Source organism: Bermanella marisrubri (genome assembly GCF_012295615.1).
GTDB lineage: Bacteria > Pseudomonadota > Gammaproteobacteria > Pseudomonadales > Oceanobacteraceae > Bermanella > Bermanella marisrubri.
Window position 1 is genome coordinate 2,932,124 of record NZ_CP051183.1, and the last position, 13,063, is coordinate 2,945,186.

A 13,063-nucleotide genomic window follows, 5' to 3' on the forward strand; every position below is an offset into this window, starting at 1 on the left:
CCACTTTATTATTGTTTTACTCATGTGGAAGTATGAAATTTAACACACCCACTCCCCTTCTGCCGAGCAGTCTTATCCCCTCCCTACGGGGGGGAGGCGAAGTTCTTTTTTTCTACTAGTCTGCGTGCACCCACAACAACAATAAAAAGGAGGCATATATGTCGACATCAGTATGGGTGACTTGGCCCGCTATCGCTAAAGCCGGTGGCAGTATCGGAATCGTAATAGGATTGCTCACGCTAGGCTTGCAAAGGGAAGACCTAACTGAAAATAATCTCATTGCCACAGAGGACTTAAGCAAAGCCAATGCTGAAATTGTATGTGATGAGCGCAGTTTGACCGCACGTACCGAAGATGGCACCTGTAATATTCTTGATAATCCAGCCGAGGGCTCTGTTAATCGGCGCTTTGGACGCAACGTCAAATTAGAGGCCGCCTATGGAGAAACCGAAAACGATACTCTACTAGAACCAAACCCCCGTGCCGTTTCCAATGAATTAATGGCAAGGGAAGAGTTTAAGCCCGCCACGAGCGTGAACTTTATAGCCGCCGCGTGGATTCAATTCATGGTTCACGACTGGATTGATCATGGGGATGGGGATGCCAACAACCCGATTCTTGTGGAGCGCCCCGCTGGAGATCCTAAGGGTCCTGGTACAATGAGTATTAAACGCACAACGCCTGATAGCGACCGCACTGCAGAAGAGGACGCGACCCTACCGGCGACCTATCGCAATATAAACACCCACTGGTGGGATGGATCTCAATTATATGGTAGTGACAAAGCTACGAATGACTCTGTAAGAGCATTCGTTGACGGTAAACTAAAGGTTGAAGAAGACGGCACACTGCCAACGGATTATTGGAGTAATGTTCCGGTTACTGGCTTTAATAAAAACTGGTGGCTAGGTTTATCAATGCTGCACCAGCTTTTCACGTTAGAGCACAATGCTATCGCTGAAATGCTAAAGCAAAAATACCCTGAACGTGATGATCAATGGCTTTACGATAAAGCTCGTCTGGCCAATGCCGCGCTGATGGCAAAAATTCACACTATCGAATGGACACCTGCCATTATTGCTAATCCAGTAACTGAGAGAGCCATGCGCGCTAACTGGTATGGTCTAACAGATGAACGTGAAGGTCGAGACAAGGTACAAGAAATCTTAGACGGGTTATCTGAAGGTATTACTAGCTCTCCATTATTAACCGCTCTTCTATCAAGTCGTCCTGATTTAATTGAAAAACTGGACGACCCGAATTTTATTGATTTTGCGATTGGTGGCTTGGTAGGTACACGCGAACCCTACAACGGCGGAACCGATTATTCGTTAACCGAAGAGTTTACAGCTGTGTACCGTATGCACCCACTATTACGTGATGATGTTGAAGTCTATGATATAGGCTCTGCAGAAGTAGCGCGTCGCATCCCTATGATGGAGACCCGTGACGGACACGCAGAGGATATCCTAGACGAAGAGGGTGGCGAACGACTTTGGTATTCTTTTGGTACAACGTACCCAGGTTCTCTAACACTACACAACTATCCTGAATTCCTGCGAAACCTTTCGATTCCGTTCTCTGAAGACATTGATCTAGCGACAATCGACATTCTACGAGATCGTGAACGTGGTGTGCCTCGTTATAATGAGTTTCGTCGTCAGATTGGTCTAAACCCCATCACCAAATTTGAAGACCTAACGAGCGATCCCAAAACGTTAGAAGCGCTTAAACGTTTATACGATAACGATATTGAAAAAATCGACGCCTTAGTTGGTCAACTAGCAGAGACTGTTCGCCCCGAAGGCTTTGCATTTGGTGAAACGGCGTTTCAAATCTTTATCCTAAATGCCTCTCGTCGTTTGATGACAGACCGCTTTTATACCTCTGATTACCGCGCAGAAGTATATACGCAAGAAGGGATTGATTGGGTAGAAAACAATGACATGAAAGACGTACTCGAGCGTCATTTCCCAGAGCTAAAAGTAAGCCTAACCGGTATTGAAAATGCCTTTAAACCTTGGGGCTTAAAGATTCCTGATAACTACCAAGAAATGGCAGCCTGTGACAAGCAAACCCTGCTATGGCAAAACGGTGTAACTCAGACATTATACGAGCAAGGCGAACGTCCCGCACTGCAGCCGGTTGATATTGGTGGCTTAATCGATTCCATTCTGTGGAAAAAGGTGAATCGCAACGAAGATGTCGCGCCATTAGGTTATGAGAAACCTATTCACCCGTATGGCGCCATGGCAACAGTTGCATTTGAATCCAGCAATAGCCATCCCTATACAGGGATATTTGAAGGCGCGGAGTGTGGTCTTGTTCGTCTCTCCGTCACAGGTGATCCCGATGACCGCGGTTTTGCGCCTGGATTAGCATGGAAAACCTTTATTGATGGCAAGCCTTCTAGCAATGTGTCTGCACTCTATACATTATCAGGCCAAGGGGATAACCATGATTTCTTTGCCAATGAGCTTTCGCAATATGTATCTGCTGAAGTCAATGATACGTTAGGCAGCACGGCGCTATTCTCTTTGGTGACCAGTAAACCTACTCGACTGATGACAGAGAACCTAGCGGAAACACAAGCAAATGGTGAAGTGGAAGCAACCCCAAAAGCACCAACACAAATATACTTTGTGCCCACGCAAGAAGTGCGACAACGCTTTGCTTCTAGTGCTCATGATTTCCGAGATGATCTCATCACCTTGCAATCGGGTACCGCACTATATGACGTCTACGCCACCGATAAACCTATTCGTACTAGTATCTTTGGTTGGATCAATCGTCGCTACGCGAGCGATCGTCGCAATAGTGCAATTAAAGTGGGAACCATGCGTCTAACATCCGAAATGACCACATCGGCATTTGGTGATGGCGGCGTTTTCTTTAAACATCAACGCTATGAAGACCGATAGCATTTAATCAGTTTTCCAGTGCCTATTGCTGCCCGCATCGCTTGCCGATTGCGGGCTTTTTTATACCTCTATGAAAAATTATATTAAACGGCTAAAAGATATGCTGCCTTGTTCTTTGATAATGAATGAGACATTAGCTCAATACATATTTATAAATCACAAAAAATCACGTTTCAAATCTCACATTCAAAGTTGAACCCACCTATTCAAATACTTCTTTAACCAGATAACATCACAGTAAAGGACAAGTGCTTAGCATTATTGGCCATATTGCCAATTCATGTTTACTTCTATTTCCTGTCTGATAAAAAACCTAAAGCAACCTTGGTTGCACACAATAAATATAAAAAACTCACCTCAACGAGAATTAAATATGTTCAAACGAACTTTTATTCGCCAAATCAGTGCTTTGGCGACACTTGGCTTTTTTAGTCTTCATGCATTGGCAATGAGCGCTACTCCCGATCCACAAGCTAGTGTTGACGGAGATGCCATCACGCAGTTTCAAAACAGCTGGGCTGGAAAGGCATTAGCCCACCAACGTAACATGGATGCCAATAAACCACTCGCCGAAAACAATATCATCGGCTCTCATAACTCCTATAATTCTCGCAAATACCGAAATGCCACGCGCTACCTTGATCCCCAACAAATCGTTTCTATCTATGATCAACTGCGATTAGGGGCACGTTTTATTGAACTGGACGCACACTGGACTGCGCATACCCATGGTTGGCCTTGGCAATGGGGAACAGATCTTTTGCTTTGTCATTCAGGTATCGGTGTTGATGTAGGTGATTTGCATGTGGGCTGTAGTTTGACTGATCGCCGAGTTGAAGATGGGATTGCAGAAGTAGCTCGCTGGATTAACGAGAATCCGAAAGAAGTCATCATCCTCTATTTTGAAGATCACACAGACGGTCGCCATCAAGAACTTTTTAACGTGATAAACAAGCAACTGGGCGCAAACATTTACGCGAGCCAAGGGTGCAAAGCTATTCCCAACACACTGACCAAAAATCAAGTACTTGCAAGCGGCAAGCAAGTCATTGTTTGGAAAGACGGCGGTTGCTCCGGTAATCAAAATATGAGCAACATGGCTTTCACTAGCCTTGGAGATATTAATCGCATTTGGGAAGATAGAACCAGCATTGGGGCCATTGGCGCTTTCTTTACAAATGGATCGGTAAAGAAAATTGAATCAGAAGATGTCATTCAAGCATTTAAAAATGGTGGCAATATCGTCAACCTTGATGATATGACTCATAGTGACGACCGCTTGTCTGCTGCGATTTGGTCATGGGATGTAAACGAACCGAATAACTGGGGCGGTAACCAAGACTGCGCGCTTCAATGGGAAAATGGCCGTTGGGATGATACAAGTTGCAGTAATCAACATTTCTTCGCTTGCCAGCATAACGAAACACAAGAGTGGAATATTTCTACTTATCAAGATGCCTGGCAGGCCGGACAACAAGCTTGTTCATTATTAGGTAACTATCGCTTTTCTACTCCCAGCAATAGTCTCGAAAACGAAAAACTAAAAACAGCAAAAGGTGGTATTAGTCACGTGTGGTTGAACGCCAGTGATCGAACAGAAGAAGGCACTTGGATCACTCATTAACAACGACAAACAAGAGTGTAGGACACAAAAAAGCCGCTACCCAGAGGTAGCGGCAAATGCATTAATCGGGGGTATTATGATTATTTGTGTTCCTCAAATGCTTTATTTTCATGTTTGATGATATAGCCAATTAATCCACAGACGATGCCTGCCACACCCAAACTAAATAACACCAATGCCGCTGGCTGATCCGCGAAAGTGAAATAGGCGCTCACATTTTCCCAACTTACAATCGAAGTACCCATGATTAAACTCCTTGTGGTTCAGCTAGTTTGTTTGGAACATCACTTTCAATCGACGCTGGTGTATTCGCCTCAGGATAGGGTTTAGCTAAAATCTCTACTTCATCAATACCAATTTCTTCCGCAGACTCAGGTACGCGCAATGCATTGGCCTTTTTCAGTGCATAAGATATTCCGTAACCTGGTAAGAAACCTAAAGCGATCATAACCAATGCAGAAATTAATTGTCCGGTGAACGTAATGTCTGGAGCACCATTCACGTTTGGTGTGCCGTGGGCAAAAACACCAACCAAGACAACAGCGACCGCACCAGTGAAACCATGAACAGCTACTGCACCAACTGCATCATCAATTTGCAAACGTTCCAATAGTTTGGCGAATTGCACCGCAGCAACACCCATACAAGTAGCGATTATAAACGCAAGTGATGGGCTATATAGATCGAGACCGGCGGCTACAGAAATAATACCTACAAGACCACCAGACATGGTCCAAAATGGATCGCGAGTTGCGATATAGCAGCCAATAATGCCGCCAGCAAATCCCATTAGTGTATTAAATGCGAATGCAGACAAATTAGTTGGAGTGTTATAGATAGTCGTCCAGCCAGTTTCGCCGCCGTTGAATATAATGCAGCCACCCAAGAAGCCAAAGAAACCAAAGATGATCATCATGAGACCAATCAAGGTCATAGGTAATGAGTGAGGAGCTATAGTTTGCGCAACGCCATCAATAAACTTGCCTTTACGCGCACCTAAGTTAATCAACACACCTAGTGTAAAGAAACCCGCAATGGCATGAACAACACCCGAAGCACCTACATCGTGATAACCCAATTGCGTTAGCAACCAGCCATCAGGGTGCCATCCCCAAGCGCCTGCCAAAATCCAGATGGCACTACCTAAGCACACAGTGAGAATTAAAAACGCACTGACTCGAATCCGCTCAATAACCGCTCCGGATAATATTGAACCCGTAGTCGCACCAAATAGAGCAAACGCCGCCCAAAAAATACCAGTACCCATGTCCTGTACATCAGGACCCATACTTTGCGACCAAGGCAAAGCAGCGGAAGCATCAATTGGAGTAAAACCGTGAGGGAAAGCGTTATAAATCCACCAGCCAAACAAGTAAAAAGTAGGAATGATAACAGCGAGTGCAAGAATATTTTTTATACCCGCAGCCAGTGCATTTTTGCTTCTTGACGCCCCCATTTCGTAAGCAAGAAAGCCTGCGTGGATCATGACCATAATAGCAGTACACCACCAATAAAATACTTCCATATTCATGGCTTGGTGCATTTCGAAAGAGGCCTGCTGCGCCTCAACCATGGCTTGCAACGACTCAATCGTTGCCGTTTTTGTTTCCATAAAGTGCTCCTTTTATGTAGCAATATTCAACATAAAGCACTTTATCAATACGCCAGTACTAGGGTTATCAAGAATTGGCAATGTTTTACGAGCGAATTAGAAGCTCAAAGAAAATCCGCGCCCACTAAAGGTGCAGACACTGAATACTAGCCTTCAGTAAGAAAATTACCCAAGGATGCTTGTGTATTACTAAGACTGGCGATATCCGCATTTTCTTTTAAGTTCACACCAGAAAGCTGTAATCTTCGCGATTCTTGTAATAAGTACCAAGCTTTTTGCGAAGCAAGAGAATAATTCAACCCCTTTGGTCGAATATTAGAAATACAATTACGCATGGCATCGTTACACCCACGCTCAGCTGCCCAAGTCAGATAAAGCCCTAAACTATCCGGCGAACTCAAGCCAGGTCGTTCTCCTATTAAGACTACAATACACTTAGCGCCAATGGCTTCCGCAACATCATCACCTAACGCAACGCGGCCTTGCTCAGCTATAACAATAGGGGCGACCGACCAGTGATGTGCAATTAATTTTGGCACTAAATGGTCGAGAAATAATGTCGTATTTTGCTCAACAGCAATCGCCGATAAGCCATCGCAAATCAGAAATGCCACATCATAAGGCTTCAATGATCTTTGAGTTTTCAGTCGTTTAATATCTTCAGATCTTAGCTGCCTGCCTAAATCAGGTCGTTGCAAATACTGAGCTCGATCTTGCGCTTCACTTTTAACACGAGTGACACCAAATGTATTCCAAGGCCTACTATCAATTTGCTCATAAAGCTTTTCAACATCAAACTCCTTGTGAACGGCATCTTGTGCTTTAGCATGTGACAATTGAAAACTCAGCCACTCATGTGTCGGCAAACTGGTGCCAGCACGCCCTAAACCAATTCTAGCATCGGTGAAACGCTGCAACTTTGACCATGGATTAGCAATAATTGTCGTTGTCATATCAGCCAATCCTTTCTAGAGTCGTGGCAAAAGAGGCAGGCAAGGTTTTATTCAATAGCCCGCTTTCGTTGTTAGAAAAAATATCGCTGTCTTTGAGCCATTGATGAAATTCAGGAGCAGGGTTACGCTGTAAAAGCTGTCTAATATACAGGGCGTCATGAAAGGAGGTCGTCTGATAATTTAGCATAATGTCATCCGACCCCGGTATTCCCATAGCAAACGTAAGACCCGCGGTTGCTAACAACGTCAATAGATTATCCATATCATTCTGATCAGCGTCGGCATGATTGGTATAGCAAATATCACAACCCATAGGTAAGCCTAGTAGCTTGCCACAAAAATGGTCCTCCAAGCCCGCGCGAGTAATCTCTTTTCCGTTGTATAAATATTCTGGCCCGATAAAACCAACCACCGAATTCACGAGTAATGGACTAAATTTTCTTGCAACCGCATACGCTCGTGCTTCACATGTTTGCTGATCAACATCGAAATGCGCATTGGCAGAAAGAGCACTTCCTTGGCCAGTTTCAAAATACATGAGGTTATTACCCACTGCGCCGCGATTCAGTGACAAACCTGCTTGATAGGCCTCATCTAAAATTGAAAGATCAATGCCAAAACTGCTGTTTGCTTTTTCAGTACCTGCGATGGATTGAAATATCAAGTCGACCGGCGCACCTTTTTCAATGGCTTGTAATGTGTTGGTCACATGAGTTAGTACGCAATGTTGAGTTGGAATGCCATAGTGCTGAATGACTTCTTCCATCATGTTCAGCAAAGTGATGGTTTGTGCTACGTTATCTGTCGCAGGGTTAATACCGATAACGGCATCACCATTACCATATAGCAACCCATCTAGAATACTGGCGGCGATGCCTGTCATATCATCTGTCGGATGATTAGGTTGCAGTCGAGTTGAAAAGCAACCCGGCAAACCAATCGTGTTATTAAACGCGGTTTCAACGCGACATTTACTAGCGACAAGAATTAAATCTTGATTACGCATAATCTTACATACAGCGGCAACCATCTCAGGTGTTAAGCCAGCCTGTATTGCGGCTAAATGCTCCGCCTGAATACCATCATCCAACAACCAATTACGCAATTCTCCCACGGTTAAGTGAGAAATAGTCGCAAAGCTTTTAGCATCATGTTCATCGAAAATTAACCGAGTAACCTCATCTTTCTCATACGGGATGACTGCGTCTTGTAAAAATTGCTTAAGAGGCACATCCGATAAGCATAATTGCGCAACAGCGCGCTCTTCGGCAGAGCTCGCTGCTATTCCCGCTAAGAAATCACCAGACCTACTTGGAGTCGCTTTAGCCAATAATGTTTTTAAATCTTTAAACTTAAAAAGTTGTCCTGAAGCCTTGTGCTGATACGTCATGGAAAAATATCCAAATCACTGGGAATAATTTTTGCAAAATATTTACTACAGAGTTTAAGTAGCCAAGCAATAATCGATAGCATATATGGCCTATCGTGCTGAGCGTTATCAAATATTGGCAAGATCTTGACCATCAGCCTCGAGAAAAGCAATAAAATGAATCAAAACCAACTTACTCATGCACACTCTCGGTGCGGAAAAATACGACATATCACAGCCCATGATGCCGATGAGCACGCCCACAATCTGACTAATTGGCAGCAAGAATATGATCAAGTCAGTCCTGGTGCATTTGAAGGTAGCATTAAAGAGTTACAGTTGAATGGCATTCAGGTATTCAAGGAATTCACCAGCCAATCCGTATTTCAGAAATGTAACGTTTGGTCCGATTCTCTATGGATAGGTTTACCTGAAAGTAAGCCTGAGCAAAGCCGAATCAATGGCCACCACTTACAATCACATCAAGTAATGTGCAGGCCCGGTGATATAGATTTCAGTTTGATGACACCGAGTCAATTCAACATTTTCGGCATTGTTATCGATCAATCGCTGTTAAGTAATATTGAAGATAGTGATTATTCCTCTGCTCAGCAGTTCTCTCTATCTGAATGCATCAGTTTAAAAGCCAAGACTTACAATAATCTCCATTATTTATTGCAGCGATTATTAATGCATCCCCATGACGGCATTCCAGAAAAGGTGTGCCATGATCTACTCCTGCTAGCGCTACACGACGTCTTGACCCCGGAGTCAGTCAATTGCTTACCACCAACGAGCCTTAAGCGACGCAATCAAATTGTAGATCTTACCTTGCATTATCTGAAACAGCATCATGATGAACCCGTCACCGTTACTGAGCTTTGCACACTCGCTTGCGTTAGCCGACGAACCTTACAATACAGTTTTGAATCCGTACTCGGAATCAGCCCCGCACATTTTTTACGCATTAGCCGACTCAATGGTGCGCGACGATCATTGCGGCAAGCAACAGAGCAAGATTGTATTGCGGACGTTGCTGCACAATGGGGCTTTTGGCATTTGAGCCAATTTGCTAAAGACTACAAACAACTTTTTGGTGAGCTTCCCTCAGAGACTAAGCACCTCTATTCAACGGTGAACTAAATAAGCCGCTTTATTAAAAACGTCGCTAGACTCTGAATCTCAGCCCTCTGTTTCCAAGCGTTCGAGCAATCTTATCTTGGATTTCTGTCGTATGAGCAATAAAATCCCCTTTCCGCTGGTGATTTTGCCGTTCTACGGTTATTTTTTATACAGCACTTGTGTGTTTTCGACTAAGACAGTGAGAGTAATCGATCTATGATGACACTTATTATTTTATTAGCAGCCGTTGTGGCCTTGCTAATCGTTATGCGCCGTGAAATGGGCGCCCTAGCTGCGATAGTCGTGATGGCTGTGGCAGGCGCTGCCTCGTGGGTAGTTGCATCTAAAGTTCTGGCTATTGTTCTGTTTGCTTTAGCAGCAATCACAGCAGTAACCGGTTTATCCCTATTCCGCCGACTTTGGCTAACACCGATCATTTTTAATGTCTTCAAAAAGGTTGCCCCAAAAGTCTCTGAAACAGAGCAAGTGGCCTTGGACGCTGGCACCGTGGGTTGGGATGGTGAATTGTTCACCGGTAAGCCTAACTGGAGCAAGCTGTTAGACAACAAATATGATGGTCTAACGGAAGAAGAACAAGCGTTCTTAGATAACCAGTGTGAAGAAGTGATATCTCGCTGCAACGCTTGGGATGTTGCTGTAGAACGTGCCGACCTACCAAAAGACGTTTGGGATTACCTTAAGAAAGAAGGTTTCCTAGGCATGATCATTCCGAAAGAATACGGTGGCTTACATTTCTCTGCTAAAGCACAGTCTGCCGTACTGCAAAAGCTATCTGCCAACGAAATGCTAATGGTAAGTGTTGGTGTACCTAACTCGTTAGGACCCGGTGAGCTTTTGGTAAAATACGGTACAGAAGAGCAAAAGAATCACTATCTACCACGCCTAGCAGATGGTCGCGAAATTCCTTGCTTTGGTCTAACTGGCCCACGTGCAGGTTCTGACGCTACATCACTACCGGATACAGGTATCGTGTGTAAAGGTCAGTTCAATGGCAAAGAAGTGGTTGGTATCAAGCTTAACTTCGAGAAACGCTGGATCACCCTAGCGCCTATCGCAACGGTTGTAGGCTTAGCGTTCCGCATGTTTGACCCAGACAACCTATTGGGTAAAGGTAAAGACCGCGGTATCACTTGTGCGTTGATTCCTCGTGAAACAGAGGGCATGGAAATTGGTCGTCGTCACTGTCCGATTGGTAGCCCATTCATGAATGGTCCAATTCGCGGTAAAGATGTGTTCATCCCGCTTGACTTCATCATTGGTGGTGAAGAGATGGCCGGTGAAGGCTGGCGCATGCTGGTTGAATGCCTAAGTGTTGGTCGCTGTATCACTCTACCCTCTGGCGCAGCTGGTGCAGGTGCCTATGCAACCGGTACTGCCGGTGGTTTTACTCGTATCCGTCGTCAGTTCAACACGCCTGTTGCGGATATGGAAGGTGTTCAAGAGCCATTGGCGCGTATTGCAGCTCACACCTATATTGCCCAAAGCTCTGTTAACCAAACCGCTAACATGATCGACCGTGGAGAAAAACCTGCGGTTCCATCAGCCATTCTTAAGTATCACCTAACCGAGATTTCTCGCAGCGTTCTTGGTGATGCTATGGACGTTCACGGCGGTAAAGCGGTAACGCTTGGACCTCGTAACTATCTGGGCATCGCTTACTCAGGTAACCCTGTATCTATTACAGTGGAAGGTGCGAACATCATGACTCGCAGCTTGATGATCTTCGGTCAAGGTGCAATTCGATGCCATCCATACGTTTTAGAAGAGCTGGCGGCGAAAAAAGCAGACGACAAGAAAGCGTTCGATAAAGCCTTCTTCGGACATGCTGGTTTAATCTTCGGTAATGCTGCTCGTGCTTTTACCCTTGGTTTTGGTATTGGCAAGGCAAGCGTTCCGTTTGATTCAGCATCCAAACCTTACGCGCAGGCGGTTGCTCGCTTTAGTGCTGCGTTTGGTCTATGTGCAGACGCTGCCATGACCACATTAGGTGCAGAACTAAAAATGCGTGAACTTATCTCTGCGCGCTTGGGTGACATTCTTGCCAATATGTACCTTGCCTCTATGGTACTGAAGAACTGGCATGAAAGTGACAAAGTAGAAGGTGAGCGTGAGTTAATGGAATACAGCCTTGGCTTATTACTCTACCGTGCAGAAACCGCTTTAGATGAGTTTCTACAAAACCTACCAAACCGTGCAGTAGCAAAAGTTCTGCGTGTGTTAACTATGCCACTGGGTCGTCGCTGGGATAAGCCTCATGATGATGCAATTCGCGCCATCGCTCGTGCAATCTCTACCGACTCAGCTGTTCGCGGTAAACTATTGGCTGGTGCCATGGTGAACGACAGCAAAGGCACAGCAGAAAACCCTGTTGCTCGCTATAATGCGTTGCTTAAAGACTACGAAAAAGCCGAGAAGCTTTATCGTAAAGCAACCAAAGCCTACAACAAAGGCGAAATTCCAATGGAAGCTTTGCATCCAGAACAACGCTTCGAAGAAGCGCTTAAGGCCGAAATCTTCACTAAAGAAGAAGCTGACTTTATGCGTCAATACGAAGCCTCTGTATTGGAAATGCTAACCGTTGATGACTTCCCATTTGACGAGTTTGCACGCAACAAAGAAACTCTGATTAACCACAACCCTGCATAACTTGGCGTTATTTAATCAGAAAATAAAAAAGCCAGCTCAATGAGCTGGCTTTTTTTTACTCGTTGTTTACCCAACGGCTTAAGGTAAAGTTAAAACTTAAAGCGCAGACCAAAACCAAATGATGAAATATCCGTTGTTGTTTCTATGTCGGCACCAACCGCTTGAGTCTCTTCCCAACCAATACCTTTGCCTTCATAAGATAATTCCAACTCTAAGTTTTCATTAAAAGCAAACAATACGCCCGCCATAAAATTGAGTGCAATTCCCTCTAGGTTTTTGTTTACGGTATTGCTATCACCTAAATCGGTATACTCATATAGACCAAAGCCAATGCCCACAAAGGGTTTTAAACGTTGGGCACCAAAAGGAACATACCAATCAAAGTCTAAACCTTCGTATTTGCGCTCATCATCACTAATTTCTAAGTCAATGGCATTGGCACTAATTTCAAAACGATTGCCAGATTCTAAAACCCAACCTAACTTTAAATCTCCTTGGCTATGGTCATAGTCATAATCGGTATTGATCACGCCTTCTTGGCTTTCTGTAGCGGACCCGCCAGAACCACCAATCCCTAAATAGAAACCGGTGTCACTAGCACTTGCCACATTGCATAGGATTAGAGTGGAAATTAATACACTTGTACTTAAAGTAGAACGATATGCGCTTTTCATGGCTTTTCCTTAGCGTTTATTATTATTTTATTGATCTGATTATGCACATTCACTATCGCTCTGCAATTGCCCTCACCACATTTGCCCTATAACAATCATGAACTAGCCTTATAAGAGAGTT

General features: G+C 44.5%; 9 protein-coding genes. 4 read left to right on the forward strand and 5 right to left on the reverse strand.

Going from position 1 to position 13,063, the window contains the following annotated elements; translation table 11 throughout:
- Positions 1-158 precede the first annotated feature (158 nt).
- Positions 159-2,921 (forward strand): peroxidase family protein, encoded by a 2,763-nt coding sequence (locus HF888_RS13640; protein ID WP_007018466.1) that lies wholly within the window; start codon positions 159-161, stop codon positions 2,919-2,921.
- 373 nt (positions 2,922-3,294) lie between these two features.
- Positions 3,295-4,545: a phosphatidylinositol-specific phospholipase C domain-containing protein gene (locus tag HF888_RS13645; RefSeq protein ID WP_007018465.1), complete on the forward strand. Its 1,251-nt coding sequence runs from the start codon at positions 3,295-3,297 to the stop codon at positions 4,543-4,545.
- Positions 4,546-4,625: 80 nt separating this feature from the next.
- Here the strand turns inward: HF888_RS13645 and HF888_RS13650 are convergent, their stop codons facing one another.
- The 4 genes from HF888_RS13650 to HF888_RS13665 all read right to left on the reverse strand — a co-directional run bounded on the left by HF888_RS13650 (position 4,626) and on the right by HF888_RS13665 (position 8,500).
- Complete coding sequence (locus HF888_RS13650) at positions 4,626-4,790, reverse strand: hypothetical protein (protein ID WP_007018464.1); 165 nt, start codon at positions 4,788-4,790, stop codon at positions 4,626-4,628.
- Between the two features lie 2 nt (positions 4,791-4,792).
- A complete protein-coding gene (locus HF888_RS13655; protein WP_007018463.1) occupies positions 4,793-6,157 on the reverse strand; it encodes an ammonium transporter in 1,365 nt (454 codons plus the stop codon).
- 146 nt (positions 6,158-6,303) lie between these two features.
- Positions 6,304-7,110 (reverse strand): ethanolamine ammonia-lyase subunit EutC, encoded by an 807-nt coding sequence (eutC, locus tag HF888_RS13660; protein ID WP_007018462.1) that lies wholly within the window; start codon positions 7,108-7,110, stop codon positions 6,304-6,306.
- 1 nt (position 7,111) lies between these two features.
- Positions 7,112-8,500: an ethanolamine ammonia-lyase subunit EutB gene (locus HF888_RS13665; RefSeq protein ID WP_007018461.1), complete on the reverse strand. Its 1,389-nt coding sequence runs from the start codon at positions 8,498-8,500 to the stop codon at positions 7,112-7,114.
- Positions 8,501-8,626: 126 nt separating this feature from the next.
- Between HF888_RS13665 and HF888_RS13670 the strand changes: the two genes are divergently transcribed.
- Positions 8,627-9,622, forward strand: coding sequence for a helix-turn-helix domain-containing protein (locus HF888_RS13670; RefSeq protein ID WP_243469388.1), 996 nt, complete (start codon positions 8,627-8,629; stop codon positions 9,620-9,622).
- A 195-nt stretch (positions 9,623-9,817) separates the two neighbouring features.
- Positions 9,818-12,268, forward strand: coding sequence for an acyl-CoA dehydrogenase (locus HF888_RS13675; protein ID WP_007018459.1), 2,451 nt, complete (start codon positions 9,818-9,820; stop codon positions 12,266-12,268).
- 89 nt (positions 12,269-12,357) lie between these two features.
- On the opposite strand, the gene HF888_RS13680 is transcribed toward HF888_RS13675, so the two are convergent.
- On the reverse strand, positions 12,358-12,942 hold the full coding sequence (locus HF888_RS13680; protein WP_007018458.1) for an outer membrane protein: 585 nt from the start codon (positions 12,940-12,942) through the stop codon (positions 12,358-12,360).
- Between the last annotated feature and the right edge of the window lie 121 nt (positions 12,943-13,063).